The sequence below is a fragment of the Streptomyces flavofungini genome, from assembly GCF_014650815.1.
GTDB classification, from domain to species: domain Bacteria; phylum Actinomycetota; class Actinomycetes; order Streptomycetales; family Streptomycetaceae; genus Streptomyces; species Streptomyces flavofungini.
In genome coordinates, this window is the sequence record NZ_BMVR01000008.1 from 155,414 (window position 1) to 169,129 (window position 13,716).

The 13,716-nt window shown below is 71.0% G+C and carries 12 protein-coding genes; 5 read left to right on the forward strand and 7 right to left on the reverse strand.

What is annotated here, in order from left to right:
- Positions 1–79: 79 nt before the first annotated feature.
- The 3 genes from guaB to IE274_RS22070 form a co-directional block, all read right to left on the reverse strand.
- Positions 80–1,588 carry an IMP dehydrogenase gene (gene guaB / locus IE274_RS22060; RefSeq protein ID WP_190117590.1) on the reverse strand — a complete coding sequence of 503 codons (1,509 nt, stop codon included), beginning with the start codon at positions 1,586–1,588 and terminating at the stop codon, positions 80–82.
- Positions 1,589–1,949: 361 nt separating this feature from the next.
- Positions 1,950–2,525 (reverse strand): sigma-70 family RNA polymerase sigma factor, encoded by a 576-nt coding sequence (locus tag IE274_RS22065; RefSeq protein WP_190117591.1) that lies wholly within the window; start codon positions 2,523–2,525, stop codon positions 1,950–1,952.
- Positions 2,526–2,791: 266 nt separating this feature from the next.
- Positions 2,792–3,403, reverse strand: coding sequence for a response regulator transcription factor (locus tag IE274_RS22070; protein ID WP_003948568.1), 612 nt, complete (start codon positions 3,401–3,403; stop codon positions 2,792–2,794).
- 399 nt (positions 3,404–3,802) lie between these two features.
- Between IE274_RS22070 and IE274_RS22075 the strand changes: the two genes are divergently transcribed.
- Entirely contained in the window at positions 3,803–4,120 is a 318-nt protein-coding gene (locus IE274_RS22075; RefSeq protein ID WP_190117592.1) for a WhiB family transcriptional regulator, read from the forward strand.
- A 124-nt stretch (positions 4,121–4,244) separates the two neighbouring features.
- On the opposite strand, the gene IE274_RS22080 is transcribed toward IE274_RS22075, so the two are convergent.
- The gene (locus IE274_RS22080; RefSeq protein ID WP_190117593.1) at positions 4,245–5,141 is read right to left on the reverse strand and encodes a LysR family transcriptional regulator; all 897 of its coding nucleotides are present in this window, start codon (positions 5,139–5,141) and stop codon (positions 4,245–4,247) included.
- Positions 5,142–5,221: 80 nt separating this feature from the next.
- Between IE274_RS22080 and IE274_RS22085 the strand changes: the two genes are divergently transcribed.
- From IE274_RS22085 to IE274_RS22095, 3 genes are all read left to right on the forward strand, one after another.
- Positions 5,222–5,899 carry an MOSC domain-containing protein gene (locus tag IE274_RS22085; protein WP_190117594.1) on the forward strand — a complete coding sequence of 226 codons (678 nt, stop codon included), beginning with the start codon at positions 5,222–5,224 and terminating at the stop codon, positions 5,897–5,899.
- A gap of 170 nt (positions 5,900–6,069) precedes the next feature.
- Positions 6,070–7,611, forward strand: a complete 1,542-nt coding sequence (locus IE274_RS22090; protein ID WP_190117595.1) for a multicopper oxidase family protein — start codon at positions 6,070–6,072, stop codon at positions 7,609–7,611.
- Between the two features lie 19 nt (positions 7,612–7,630).
- Positions 7,631–8,404 (forward strand): SDR family NAD(P)-dependent oxidoreductase, encoded by a 774-nt coding sequence (locus IE274_RS22095; RefSeq protein ID WP_190117596.1) that lies wholly within the window; start codon positions 7,631–7,633, stop codon positions 8,402–8,404.
- A gap of 255 nt (positions 8,405–8,659) precedes the next feature.
- Here IE274_RS22095 and groL read toward each other — a convergent pair whose 3' ends face one another.
- The 3 genes from groL to IE274_RS22110 all read right to left on the reverse strand — a co-directional run bounded on the left by groL (position 8,660) and on the right by IE274_RS22110 (position 12,350).
- Positions 8,660–10,282, reverse strand: coding sequence for a chaperonin GroEL (gene groL, locus IE274_RS22100; protein WP_190117597.1), 1,623 nt, complete (start codon positions 10,280–10,282; stop codon positions 8,660–8,662).
- A 146-nt stretch (positions 10,283–10,428) separates the two neighbouring features.
- Complete coding sequence (gene groES / locus IE274_RS22105) at positions 10,429–10,737, reverse strand: co-chaperone GroES (protein WP_004955293.1); 309 nt, start codon at positions 10,735–10,737, stop codon at positions 10,429–10,431.
- A gap of 641 nt (positions 10,738–11,378) precedes the next feature.
- Positions 11,379–12,350 carry a polysaccharide deacetylase family protein gene (locus IE274_RS22110; RefSeq protein ID WP_190117598.1) on the reverse strand — a complete coding sequence of 324 codons (972 nt, stop codon included), beginning with the start codon at positions 12,348–12,350 and terminating at the stop codon, positions 11,379–11,381.
- Between the two features lie 82 nt (positions 12,351–12,432).
- Here IE274_RS22110 and IE274_RS22115 point away from each other — a divergent pair, with 82 nt between their 5' ends.
- Complete coding sequence (locus tag IE274_RS22115) at positions 12,433–13,641, forward strand: class I SAM-dependent methyltransferase (RefSeq protein WP_190117805.1); 1,209 nt, start codon at positions 12,433–12,435, stop codon at positions 13,639–13,641.
- The last annotated feature ends 75 nt before the right edge of the window (positions 13,642–13,716 follow it).

A 13,716-nucleotide genomic window follows, 5' to 3' on the forward strand; every position in this document is an offset into this window, starting at 1 on the left:
GGGAATCCGGACCGCCCCCACGCGCGCGTGGTCACCGCTTACGGCGGCTACGTGCCGCGCCTGTACATCTTGCTTGCGACTACTTGTTACGGCTGTAGTTCGGCGCCTCGACCGTCATCTGGATGTCGTGCGGGTGGCTCTCCTTGAGACCCGCGGACGTGATCCGTACGAAGCGGCCGTTGGCCTGGAGCTCGGGCACCGTGCGCCCGCCCACGTAGAACATCGACTGGCGCAGCCCGCCCACGAGCTGGTGCACGACCGCCGACAGCGGGCCCCGGTAGGGCACCTGGCCCTCGATGCCCTCGGGCACCAGCTTCTCGTCGGAGGCGACGCCCTCCTGGAAGTAGCGGTCCTTGGAGAACGACCGCTGCTCGCCACGCGACTGCATGGCGCCGAGCGAGCCCATGCCCCGGTAGGACTTGAACTGCTTGCCGTTGATGAAGAGCAGCTCGCCCGGGGACTCCTCGCAGCCCGCGAGCAGCGAGCCCAGCATGACCGTGTCCGCACCGGCCACGAGCGCCTTGGCGATGTCTCCGGAGTACTGCAGGCCGCCGTCGCCGATCACCGGGACACCGGCTTCCTTGGCTGCGAGCGACGCTTCGTAGATGGCCGTTACCTGCGGTACGCCGATGCCGGCGACAACGCGGGTCGTGCAGATGGAGCCCGGGCCGACGCCGACCTTGATGCCGTCGACACCGGCGTCGATGAGCGACTTGGCGCCGTCGCGGGTGGCGATGTTGCCGCCGATGACGTCCACGCCGCCCGCGTTCGACTTGATCTTGGCGACCATGTCGCCGACGAGCCGGGAGTGGCCGTGCGCGGTGTCGACGACGATGAAGTCGACGCCCGCCTCGATCAGCGCCTGGGCGCGGTCGAAGGCGTCCCCGGCGACGCCGACGGCGGCACCGACGAGGAGGCGGCCCTCGGAGTCCTTGGCGGCGTTCGGGTACTTCTCGGCCTTCACGAAGTCCTTGACCGTGATGAGGCCCTTGAGCACACCGGAGTCGTCGACCAGCGGCAGCTTCTCGATCTTGTGGCGGCGCAGCAGCTCCATGGCGTCCACGCCGGAGATGCCGACCTTGCCGGTGACGAGCGGCATCGGGGTCATGACCTCGCGCACCTGGCGCGTGCGGTCGGCCTCGAAGGCCATGTCGCGGTTGGTGACGATGCCGAGCAGCTTGCCGCCGCCGTCGGTCACGGGCACACCGCTGATGCGGAACTTGGCGCAGATCGCGTCGGCCTCGGCGAGAGTCGCGTCCGGGTGCACCGTGATCGGGTCGGTGACCATGCCGGACTCGGACCGCTTGACCAGGTCGACCTGGTTGGCCTGGTCGGCGATGGAGAGGTTGCGGTGCAGCACGCCGACGCCGCCCTGACGGGCCATGGCGATGGCCATCCGGGACTCGGTGACCTTGTCCATCGCCGCGGAGAGCAGCGGGACGTTCACCCGGACGTTCTTCGAGATGTGCGAGGCGGTGTCGATGTCACCAGGCGCCATGTCGGACGCGCCCGGCAGCAGCAGCACGTCGTCGTAGGTCAGCCCGAGTGTCGCGAATTTCTCGGGCACTCCGTCGACGTTTGCAGTCATGACACCTTCCCCAATGGCCTTGATCGGTGCGGATGTCCATGCTAACGGGAAGCATGGCCCTCTCATTCCACAGTGCCCGCGGGGGCGGGGGTTCGTATGTTTCTACAGCTCCACTGTGGGGTGCGGTGCGGGCGGCCGCTCCGACCCGTGTGGGCTCGGCACTGCCGGAATGCGCCGTCCGGGCTACTCGCTGCGGCGGCGGAAACGAGACCCGGCTCCGCCGACGCGGCGACGCCCCCACTCCTCGGCGGGGTGGCGAATGTCTCCAACCGGGGCAGGGCCGCGGCTTCAACCGGTCCGGCGCCCGAGGGCGAGCGCGACGGAAAGGGCGGGCGGGCGAAGAACTCGGGTGGGAGAAGAACTACTGCTCCGCCAACGCCCGCAAACGGCTGAGCGCACGATGCTGAGCCACCCGGACCGCCCCCGGCGACATCCCCAGCATCTGCCCGGTCTCCTCGGCGGTGAGGCCGACGGCAACCCGCAGGAGCAACAGCTCACGCTGGTTGTCCGGCAGGTTGGCCAGCAACTTCTTGGCCCACTCGGCGTCACTGCTGAGCAGCGCCCGCTCCTCGGGCCCGAGGGAGTCGTCGGGCCGCTCGGGCATCTCGTCCGAGGGCACAGCCGTGGACCCGGGATGCCGCATCGCGGCCCGCTGCAGATCGGCGACCTTGTGCGCGGCGATGGCGAAGACGAAGGCTTCGAAGGGCCGTCCGGTGTCCCGGTAGCGCGGCAGCGCAAGCAGGACGACGACGCAGACCTCCTGCGCGAGGTCCTCGACGAAGTGCCGCGCGTCACCGGGAAGTCGGGAAAGCCGGGTGCGGCAGTACCGCAGCGCGAGCGGGTGGACGTGGGCCAACAGGTCGTGCGTGGCCTGCTCGTCCCCCTCGACGGCGCGTAGGACGAGGGCACCGATCACCGTCGTCTTGTCATCGCGCATCGGTCCATGGTGCCTTGGTGCTGACTGATCTGTGGCACCGCGTCCATAGTTGTGCATCGAAGCGTTATGAGCGGGTGCGCCGGAACTCATCTCCCGCACCCTCCCCTCCCGCTCGGCCGACTTGTCCCCAAGGAACTCCACACCTCAAGGATGCGGCATCGGCGGCGAAGCGCCACAAGCCGCTCTTGAGGCGGGCGGTGGCGGGCCTCCATGGCCCCGTCCGCCGCACGGCGGACGGGAATCACCATGCCCCCGCCACAGCACACTCAGCGAACCAGGCCCCAGCGGAAACCGAGCGCCACCGCGTGCGCGCGGTCCGAGGCGCCGAGCTTCTTGAACAGCCGCCTGGCGTGCGTCTTCACCGTGTCCTCGGAGAGGAAGAGCTCGCGGCCGATCTCGGCGTTCGACCGGCCGTGGCTCATCCCTTCGAGAACCTGGATCTCACGCGCGGTGAGCGTGGGCGCCGCGCCCATCTCGGCCGACCGGAGCCGACGCGGGGCCAGCCGCCAGGTCGGGTCGGCGAGTGCCTGCGTGACGGTCGCGCGCAGCTCGGCGCGCGAGGCGTCCTTGTGCAGATAGCCGCGGGCCCCGGCGGCGACCGCGAGCGCGACCCCGTCCAGGTCCTCGGCGACCGTGAGCATGATGATGCGCGCTCCCGGGTCGGCCGAGAGCAGCCGCCGCACGGTCTCCACGCCGCCCAGTCCGGGCATGCGTACGTCCATCAGAATCAGATCCGAGCGGTCGGCGCCCCAGCGGCGGAGGACTTCCTCGCCGTTGGCCGCTGTCGTCACGCGCTCGACGCCGGGCACGGTCGCGACCGCGCGGCGCAGCGCCTCTCGGGCGAGCGGGGAGTCGTCGCAGACGAGGACGGATGTCATGGCCGTCCTCCGCAGCTGATGCGCGTCACCTTGAGCCTCCAGGCTGGTACAAGTCGTCACCTGTGCGGTTGACGCACTCGGACACCTGCCCGAGCGCTTGTTCTTTCAACCGCCTCCGCACTCTCAACGACGGTCACTCGAAAGAGTTACGGGTCAGTCAGCCGTCTTCGGCACTCTACGTGAGGGCGCAGACACGGCACAGGCGGCGCGGGCGGATGCGCCCTCCCAACGGGCCCCGACGAGCGCCATCAAGAGCTATGCCCCATTTAGCGGCTTTTCTTCCCTTTTACTGGTGTCTGTGGCTAGATTCGCAATGAGTCATATTTTCATCTCCTTAGACAGTAGATGTACGGTCATGGGCACCGTATCCGCGTCAGAACGGCTACCAGGAGACACGCAATGGCAGATTTCTCCCGCCTTCCCGGACCGAACGCAGATCTGTGGGACTGGCAGCTCCTCGCGGCCTGCCGCGGGGTGGACAGCTCGCTCTTCTTCCACCCGGAGGGCGAGCGCGGTGCGGCACGGAGCGCACGCGAGAACTCGGCCAAGGAGGTCTGCATGCGGTGCCCGGTGCGCGCGGAGTGCGCCGCGCACGCGCTCGCGGTCCGCGAGCCGTACGGCGTGTGGGGCGGACTGACCGAGGACGAGCGCGAAGAGCTGATGGGCCGGGCCCGCAACCGCCTGGTCACGGCGGCGGGTGGCGGCACGACCAACTGAAGGAACGTTTCTTCACCGCTGGCCGGGCTGTCCTGCGTAGACGGGACCCACCGAGGCGCGACCTACGTAGGCGGGCCTGAGCGAGCGGCACCCCCACGCGCGCGGGCCGCGCCCGCGCGCAAGCTCAGCGCGCGGCGGCCCGCGCCAAGTGGTCCAGCGTGGCCGCGACGGCCGGCACCTGCGCCAGATCGGGCAGCGTGAGCGCCACGATCTCCCGCCGCACGGCGGGTTCCACCGTCACCGCACGGGCGCCCTTGGGGCGTACCGACTCGATCGCGAGCTCGGGCAGCACCGCGACGCCCAGGCCTGCCCCGACCAGGCCGATCACCGCCGGATAGTCGTCCGTGGCGAAGTCGATGCGGGGTGCGAAGCCCGCGCTCTCGCAGACCTCCACCAACTGGCGGCGGCAGCGCGGGCAGCCCGCGATCCACGACTCGTCGGCCAGCTCGCCGATGGTGACGCTCTCCGCCTTCGCCAGGCGGTGCTCCTCCGGTACGAGGCCGACGAGCCGGTCGGCCAGCAGGGGCCGTACGACGAGGTCGTCCCACTCGTCCGCGGCGGCGGCCCCCGCGTACCGGAAGGCGAGCGCCACGTCGCAGTCGCCCTCGCGCAGCATCTCCACCGAGCGCGGCGGCTCGGCCTCCTCCAGCGACACGCGGGTGCCGGGGTGCGCGGCGCGCAGGGCGGCGAGCGCGCCGGGCACGAGGGTGGAGGAACCGCTCGGGAAGGAGACGAGGCGGACACGGCCGGCCCGCAGTCCGGCGATGGCGGCGACCTCCTCCTCGGCCGCGGTCAGCCCGGCGAGAATGCCCGCGGCATGCCGGACCAGGGCCTCCCCGGCCTGGGTGAGGCGCATCTCGCGGCCGGTGCGGATCAGCAGCGGCGTGCCCACCGACCCTTCGAGTGCCTTCATCTGCTGGCTCACGGCGGGCTGGGTGCAGCCGAGCTCGCGGGCCGCCGCGGAGAAGGAGCCGGTGGCGGCCACGGCGCGCAGGACACGGAGATGACGGGCCTCGATCATGATGCGAGCATAAGCGACTCTTGGGTTCGACGCCCAATAATGCGTGGCCGCTTTGAGTAGCGCTCGCTTAGCCTGGCCGTATGAAGCTTCTCTCCGTGAATGTGGGCCGGCCCAAGTCCGTCGACTACACCGACACGCCCGGCGGCAGCACCGGGATCGACAAGCAGCCCGTCGACGGGGCCGTCCGGGTGTCGGCGCCGGGCCCCAAGGGCACCGGCGGCAGCGGCCTCGCGGGAGACACCATCTGCGACCTGCGCCACCACGGCGGCAACGACCAGGCGGTGTACGCCTTCGCCCGGGAGGACCTCGACGCGTGGGAGCGGCTGCTCGGCCGGACGCTGCGCAACGGCGGCTTCGGCGAGAACCTCACGACGTCCGGCGTGGACGTGAACGGCGCCCGGATCGGCGAGCGCTGGCGCGTCGGCCCCGACCTGCTCCTCGAAGTGACCTCCTCGCGCATTCCGTGCCGTACGTTCCAGGGCCACGTGGGCGAGCAGGGCTGGGTGCGGCGATTCACGCAGAACCTGCTGCCGGGCGCCTATCTGCGGGTGCTCGAACCGGGCGCGATCCAGGCGGGCGACGCGGTCGAGATCGTGCACCGCCCGGACCACGAGGTCACCGTCGCCCTGCAGTTCCGGGCCGTGACGACGGAGCGCGCGCTCCTGCCGTCCCTGCTCGCCGCCGGTGACGCGCTGCACCCCGAGACGGCGAAGAAGGCGCGCTCGTACGTGGCGAAGTACGGCGCGCAGGGCGCCTGAGCGGCGCGGGCGCACCGCCGGGGCAGGCGGACGCACCGCCGGGGCAACAGGAAGGCGCCTCGGGCCCGGCGGCATCGGGGAAGTCCCTAGGGGCAGGCGGGAGTTGATTCGGGGTCGGGTGGGGGGCGTCCCCAATACCTCGGGGCGGCACGAGCCACGAATCTCGAATCATGTCCCGACTCACAGGCAAGTTCCGGCTCGGCAGGCCCCGGCTCAAGCGGGTCCTCATCATTCTCGGCAGTTTCGTCACCGTCGTCGCGCTGGCGCTCGGCGGCGGGCTGCTGTGGCTGTGGCAGGACGCCGAGATCAGCACTGTCGGCAAGGAGCCGTTCGACAACGCCCTGGCGATACCGCCGCTGGCCGAGTCCCACGTGACCAAGGACGGCACCCGCGTCTTCGACCTGCGCATGCGGGCGGGCGAGAAGGAGTTCAAGGCCGGTCGCAGGACGCCGACATGGGGCTTCAACGGCGACTATCTCGGCCCGACCCTGCGCGCGGAGCGCGGCGAGAAGGTCCGCGTGCGGATACGGAACGGTCTGGACGAGGCCTCGACCGTGCACTGGCACGGCATGCACCTGCCCGCGAAGATGGACGGCGGCCCGCACCAGATGGTCCGGCCGGGCGGCAGTTGGAGCCCTCGGTGGAAGGTGGACCAGCCCGCGGCGACGCTCTGGTACCACCCGCATCCGCACGGCGCGACGGAGAAGCACGTCCAGCGCGGCCTCGCGGGGATGTTCCTCCTCGACGACAAGCGGAGCAGACGCCTCGCACTGCCGAAGAAGTACGGAGTCGACGACCTGCCGGTGATCGTGCAGGACGTGAAGTTCGACGGCGCGAAGTTCGACCACGGCCACAAGATGCTGCGCGACGTCGGCTTCCTCGGCGACCGGACGATGGTCAACGGCACCCTCCAGCCGTACCGCGAGGTCGGCGACGAACTCATACGCCTGCGGCTCCTGAACACCTCGACGGCGCGTACATACGACTTCGGCTTCCCGGACGACCGGGCCTTCTCCCTGGTCGGGACGGACGGCGGCGCGCTGGAGCGGCCGGCGCGGATGGAGCGGATACAGCTGTCGCCGGGTGAGCGTGCCGAGATCGTGGTGCGGATGCGGGCGGGTGAGCGGACCGTGCTGCGCAGCTTCCCGCAGGACAACTACGGGACCGCCTGGCATCGCCGGTTCAGCGGGGGTGACGACTCGTTCGACGTGCTGCAACTGCGGGCCGCCGAGCGGTTGCGGCCGTCGCCCGCGCTGCCCGCGGAACTGGGCGAGCTGGAGGTGCCGGACGGGGAAGGGGCGAGCCGGGCACGGTTCTTCGACCTGAAGAGGTCCGGGATCAACGGCCGGGCGATGCGGATGGACCGGATCGACGAGGTGGTCACGCGCGGCGCCACCGAGACCTGGACCGTCCGCAACCACAACGGCATGCCGCACAACTTCCATGTGCACGATGTGCAGTTCCGGGTCCTGGAGGTGAACGACGGCCCGCCGCCGCCCGAGCTGCGCGGCCCCAAGGACACGGTGTTCCTGCCGAACGGCACGACGATGAAGCTGGCGTTGCGCTTCGAGGGCCCCGCCGATCCCAAGACGCCGTACATGTACCACTGCCATCTGCTGAGCCACGAGGACGGAGGAATGATGGGGCAGTTCGTGGTCGTCGACAAGGGCCAGCGGGCGGGCACGCCGTCCGCGGGGCACAGCGGGCACTGATGCTCACTAGCCTTGGTCCATGACTACGGCTCTGATTACAGGATCGACCGCCGGTATCGGCGCCGCCTTCGCGCGGCGGCTGGCCGGGGACGGGCACAACCTGGTCCTGGTGGCACGCGACACGAAGCGGCTGCGGGAGCAGGCGACCGAACTGCACGACCGGCACGGCATCGAGGCGGAGGTGCTGACCGCCGACCTCGCCACGGAGGACGGCATCACGGCCGTCGAGGAACGCCTCGCCCGCCGCCGCGACGGGGTCGACCTGCTGATCAACAACGCCGGTTTCGGCAACAAGGGCCGCTACTTGGAGGTCTCGCTCGCCGACGAGCTGACGATGCTGAAGGTGCACTGCGAGGCGGTGCTCCGGCTGACGTCGGCGGCGACGGGAGCCATGCGGGAGCGGGGCCGCGGCGGTGTGGTCAACGTGGCGTCGGTGGCGGCGTTCGTGCCGCGCGGGACGTACGGCGCGTCCAAGGCGTGGGTCGTGCAGTTCACGCAGGGCGCGGCGCGGGACCTGGCGGGGACGGGGGTGCGGCTGATGGCGCTGTGCCCCGGCTTCGTCCGCACGGAGTTCCACGAGCGGGCGGGCATGGGCACGGACAACATCCCCAAGTGGATGTGGCTGGACGCCGACAAGCTGGTCACGGCGGCCCTGGCCGACCTGTCCCGCGGCAAGTCCCTCTCCATCCCGGACCCCAGGTACAAGACCCTGATGGGCGTGGTGAAGCTGACCCCGAGGGGACTGCTCGGCGGCGTGACATCGAGGACGGGCAGAAAGTACGGCCCGAAGTAGACACGCCCCGCGGAAGGAGGGGCGGCCTGCGGGAGGAGTGCCCCGAAGGGGCGCGGGGAACTGCGCGAGGACGGACCACGACCCGCACTCGGCAACACCGGGAAACCCGGCAGCCGTGCCCCCGGCAGCCGCGGAGCCGAAACCGCGCCTCCCGGCGGCCGCGGAGCCGGGAAACGCCGAAGGTCCGGCATCCCGCGACGGGATGCCGGACCTTCGTCCGAGCTCAGGTCGGCTCGGAGCGGCTCAGGTCACAGCTCAGTGGGAGTGCCCGTGGCCGTGACCGGCGTCAGCCTCTTCCTCGGCCGGCTTCTCGACGACCAGGGTCTCGGTCGTGAGCAGCAGGGAGGCGATGGACGCGGCGTTCTCCAGGGCGGAGCGCGTCACCTTGACCGGGTCGATGACGCCGGCCTTGACCAGGTCGACGTACTCGCCGGTGGCGGCGTTGAAGCCGAAGCCCTTGTCCAGCTCCGCCACCTTGGTGGTGATGACGTAGCCCTCGAGGCCGGCGTTCTCGGCGATCCAGCGCAGCGGCTCGACGACGGCGCTGCGGACGACGGCGACACCGGTGGCCTCGTCGCCGGTCTTGTCGAGGTTGCCCTCGAGGACCTTCGCGGCGTGGACGAGCGCGGAGCCACCACCGGAGACGATGCCCTCCTCGACCGCGGCGCGGGTCGCGGAGATGGCGTCCTCCAGACGGTGCTTCTTCTCCTTCAGCTCCACCTCGGTGGCGGCGCCGACCTTGATGACGCACACGCCGCCGGCCAGCTTCGCGAGGCGCTCCTGGAGCTTCTCGCGGTCCCAGTCGGAGTCCGTGGCCTCGATCTCGGCCTTGATCTGGTTGACGCGGCCCTCGACGTCGGCGGAGTTGCCGCCGCCGTCGACGATGGTCGTGTCGTCCTTGGTGATGGTGACGCGGCGGGCGGTGCCGAGCACGTCCAGGCCGACCTGGTCGAGCTTGAGGCCGACCTCCTCGGCGATGACGGTGCCGCCGGTGAGGGTGGCGATGTCACCGAGCATGGCCTTGCGGCGGTCGCCGAAGCCCGGGGCCTTCACCGCGACGGCGTTGAAGGTGCCGCGGATCTTGTTCACGACCAGGGTCGACAGGGCCTCACCCTCGACGTCCTCGGCGATGATCAGCAGCGGCTTGGAGGCACCGGCCTGGATGACCTTCTCCAGGAGCGGCAGCAGGTCCTGGATGGAGGAGATCTTGCCCTGGTGGATCAGGATGTACGGGTCGTCGAGGACGGCCTCCATACGCTCCTGGTCGGACACCATGTACGGCGACAGGTAGCCCTTGTCGAAGGCCATGCCCTCGGTGAAGTCCAGCTCCAGGCCGAAGGTGTTGGACTCCTCGACGGTGATGACACCGTCCTTGCCGACCTTGTCCATCGCCTCGGCGATGAGCTCGCCGACCTGCTGGTCCTGGGCGGAGAGCCCGGCCACGGCGGCGATGTCGGACTTGTCGTCGATCGGACGGGCGGTGGCGAGGAGGTCCTCGGAGATCGCCTTGACCGCGGCGTCGATGCCCTTCTTCAGGGCGGCCGGGGAGGCACCGGCGGCTACGTTGCGCAGGCCCTCCTTGACCAGGGCCTGGGCCAGCACCGTGGCGGTGGTGGTGCCGTCACCCGCGATGTCGTTGGTCTTGGTCGCCACCTCCTTCACGAGCTGCGCGCCGAGGTTCTCGTACGGGTCCTCGACCTCGACCTCACGGGCGATGGTGACGCCGTCGTTGGTGATGGTGGGGGCGCCGAACTTCTTGTCGATGACGACGTTGCGGCCCTTGGGGCCGATCGTCACCTTGACCGTGTCGGCAAGCTTGTTGACGCCGCGCTCGAGGGCGCGACGGGCGTCCTCGTCGAACTTCAGGATCTTCGCCATGGGAGCGGTTCAGCCCTCTCGGAGACTCGGTCCGGGGGGAGCCCCCGGGAAATGTGCGGCAAACGCGCCGCGCCCCTCGCCGCCCGGCAATCAGCGGGGTGACCAGGGGCGCAGCGGAAAGCAAATCTGCAGGTGAAGCCGTACGGCTACTTCTCGATGATCGCGAGCACGTCGCGGGCCGAGAGGACGAGGTACTCGTCACCGTTGTACTTGACCTCGGTGCCGCCGTACTTGCTGTAGAGCACGACGTCGCCGACCTTCACGTCGAGCGGCAGGCGCTCGCCGTTCTCGAAGCGGCCCGGGCCCACGGCGAGGACAGCACCCTCCTGGGGCTTCTCCTTCGCGGTGTCCGGGATGACCAGGCCGGAGGCCGTGGTCTGCTCGGCGTCGAGCGGCTGGACCACGATGCGGTCCTCAAGCGGCTTGATGGCAACCTTGGAGCTGGCGGTCGTCACGATCCGACCTCCCCCTTCGGAGATCTCGCGGGGTTAACTGATCTGAGGTGGCGACCAGGTGGATCCGTCGTCGCGGGTGCCGGACCTGCCCGTCGCTGTTGGCACTCTCCAGTGGGGAGTGCCAGGCCCGAGACTAGGACGACGATTAGCACTCGGTCAAGCGGAGTGCCAGTTCGGCTTATGCGCCGCTCACACGGACGCGCCCCCAGCACCCGTGCTCCCACCGGGAGAACGTCACCCCGGACCGCGAAGTTCCACGCTCGGCGAAGGGCTCGGCGAAGAGTTCGGCGAAGGGCTCGACCCACTCGACGGGCTCGCCGGAGTCGCCGGGCTCGACCGGCCCGGGGACACACTCGGCCCCCGAGCGGGCAGGCCCCCCGGAGCAGGAGGACCCTGCACCCCCGGAGCGGGAGGAACCGACACCCCCGGAGCCGGAGCAACAGACACCCCCGGCCCCGACGGCACCCGCGTAGGCCCCGCCGCCCCCTTCCGCGGCGGCAGCTTCTGCGCCGCCTTCCGGCCGAGGCGCTCGATCGGGTCGACCGACTGCGCGCAGCCGGTCAGCAGCAGCACGGGGGCGAGCGCCCCCACCGCGGCCGCCGCCACCCGGGCCCGCGCGGGTCGGCCCCGCGCGGGTCGGTTCACAGGTAGTCCTCCAGCCGCGCCACGGCGTACCCCTTGGCCGTGACCGTCTTCAACACCGTGCGGACCATGTCGGGCATGGTGCCCTTCCAGTCCTCGCGCCCCCGGAAGTGCGTGAGGATGATGTCGCCCGGGTGCAGGTCCTTGTCCCACTCGCGCCACTCCATGTGCCGGGCGAAGCCCTCGGACGCCCACAGCGGCACGGCCTTGACGCCGCAGGACTTGGCGGCGCGCAGAGTGTCGCGGTTGTAGTTCCCGTACGGCGGCCGGAACAGCTCGGGCCGCTTCCCGTACCGCTTCTGGATGACGTCCTGCATGCCGCAGATCTCGCGCCGCTGGCCCTCGTAGGAGAGGCCCGGCAGATAGCGGTGGTTGAGCGTGTGGTTGTTCAGTACGACGCCACGCTTCTGCATCCGCTTGAAGTAGCCGTAGTCCTCCTTGACCAGGTAGTCGCTGAGGAAGGCGGTGTACGGCAGCTTCAGGTCGCTCATCATCCGCAGGAACGCCGGGTCCTTCTCGGCCCCGTCGTCGACCGTCAGGAAGACGACCTTGTCCTTGGTCGGGACGGTCGTGAACACCGGCGGCAACTGCGCCTGCCCCTCGACCTCGAAGCCCTTGCGGGTGGTGATGCGGGGCTTGACGGCGGGCGCCGGGGGCGCTGCCAGCGGGGCGCTCGCGAGCCCCCAGCGCTTCGCCGCCGCGGCCCGCGCGGCCTGCTGGGCGCGCAGCGCGTCGGCGTAGTCCCGCAGCGCCTGGGCGGGCGGGCCGAGCTGCGGCTGCTGGCCGTGGGCGCCCGCGCCGCCCCGCTCGTCGCCGTCGGCGGCGCAGCCGGAGGCGATCGCGGTGGCGACGACGGCGGCGCTGACGGCCAGGGCGGCGACCCGGCCGCGCCCGCGCCGTCCGCGCCATCCGCGCCGCTCGCCCCGCCCGCCCTCATGACCGCATTGTTCGTTTTGTCGTACTAGTCGCATGGCGCCGCATCCTCGCAGCTCAGGCGCCCTGTACGGGGCCGACACCGCCGCCGTACGCGCACCTTCCACCGACTGGCCCACAATGGGCGACGTGAACGATCCGCTTGCCTCCTTCGCCGCGCTCCGCACCGACGAGGGCCGCAGTCTCCTCGACGCCGTACGCGATGTCGAACCGAGCCAGGAGCTGGCGGTGGCCACCCGGCTGCGCCGCGAGCACCCCGCCGACCTGGTCTCCGCAGCGCTCGCGCAGGCGCGGCTGCGGCAGCGGGCGGTGCCGAAGTTCGGCGCGGCCGACGCCGCCCGCATGTACTTCACGCCCAACGGCGTCGAGCAGTCCACACGCACGACCGTGGCGACGTACCGCGCGCGGCGCTTCCAGGACCTCGGCGTACGCGGCGTCGCCGACCTCTGCTGCGGGATCGGCGGCGACGCGATCGCGCTCGCGCGCGCCGGGATCTCGGTCCTCGCCGTCGACCGCGACCCGCTGACCTGCGCGGTCGCGCGCGCCAACGCGGAGGCGCTGGGGCTCGCCGAGCTCATCGAGGTCCGCGAGGCCGACGTCACGGACGTCGACACCTCCCCGTACGACGCCGTCTTCGTCGACCCCGCGCGGCGCGGTGGGCGCGGCCGGATCTTCGACCCCGAGGCGTACTCGCCGCCCCTCTCCTGGGCCGTCGAGGCCGCCCGCAAGGCGCCGCGCGCCGCCCTCAAGATCGCCCCCGGCATTCCGCACGACGCCGTGCCCGGCGAGACCGAGGCCGAGTGGATCTCGGACGGGGGTGACGTGAAGGAGGCCGTGCTGTGGTTCGGCGCCGGGGTGCCCGGCTCGCACCGGGCCACCTTGCTGCCCGCCGGGGACACCCTCGCCTCCCCCCTCGCCACGATGCTCCCCGACCCGGCCGTCCGGCCCGTCGGCCGCTACCTGTACGAACCCGACGGAGCCGTCATCCGCGCCCATCTCGTCGCCGAGGTCGCCGCGCGCGTCGGTGGCGGGCTCATCGACGAGACCATCGCGTACGTCACGTCCGACGCCGCCGTCGCCACGCCCTACGCCGCCGCCTACGAGATCACCGACCAGTTGCCCTTCAACGTCAAGAAGTTGAAGGCGCTGCTGCGGGAGCGGGGGGTCGGCATCCTCACCGTCAAGAAGCGGGGGTCGGCCGTCGAGCCCGAGGAACTCCGCCGCAAGGTGAAGCCCCAGGGGCCCGGAACCGCCACGGTGTTCCTCACCCGGGTCGGGGGCGCGCCCACGATGCTGGTGGGCCATCCGACGGGGGGCGCGGCTGCGTAGCCCCCAATCCCGCCCCTTCCCGAACCGGGGGCCGCGCCCCCGGACCCCCGCTGATCGGCGCTCCGCGCCTCGTCC

Bases quoted from the DNA above. Each gene is read 5' to 3' on its own strand.
- IE274_RS22110 (WP_190117598.1), bottom strand. From the start codon at position 12,350: ATGCGACTAGTACGACAAAACGAACAATGCGGTCATGAGGGCGGGCGG.
- groL (WP_190117597.1), bottom strand. From the start codon at position 10,282: ATGGCGAAGATCCTGAAGTTCGACGAGGACGCCCGTCGCGCCCTCGAG.
- IE274_RS22085 (WP_190117594.1), top strand. From the start codon at position 5,222: ATGAAGCTTCTCTCCGTGAATGTGGGCCGGCCCAAGTCCGTCGACTAC.
- IE274_RS22080 (WP_190117593.1), bottom strand. From the start codon at position 5,141: ATGATCGAGGCCCGTCATCTCCGTGTCCTGCGCGCCGTGGCCGCCACC.
- IE274_RS22075 (WP_190117592.1), top strand. From the start codon at position 3,803: ATGGCAGATTTCTCCCGCCTTCCCGGACCGAACGCAGATCTGTGGGAC.
- guaB (WP_190117590.1), bottom strand. From the start codon at position 1,588: ATGACTGCAAACGTCGACGGAGTGCCCGAGAAATTCGCGACACTCGGG.
- IE274_RS22095 (WP_190117596.1), top strand. From the start codon at position 7,631: ATGACTACGGCTCTGATTACAGGATCGACCGCCGGTATCGGCGCCGCC.
- IE274_RS22070 (WP_003948568.1), bottom strand. From the start codon at position 3,403: ATGACATCCGTCCTCGTCTGCGACGACTCCCCGCTCGCCCGAGAGGCG.
- IE274_RS22090 (WP_190117595.1), top strand. From the start codon at position 6,070: ATGTCCCGACTCACAGGCAAGTTCCGGCTCGGCAGGCCCCGGCTCAAG.
- IE274_RS22115 (WP_190117805.1), top strand. From the start codon at position 12,433: ATGGGCGACGTGAACGATCCGCTTGCCTCCTTCGCCGCGCTCCGCACC.
- IE274_RS22065 (WP_190117591.1), bottom strand. From the start codon at position 2,525: ATGCGCGATGACAAGACGACGGTGATCGGTGCCCTCGTCCTACGCGCC.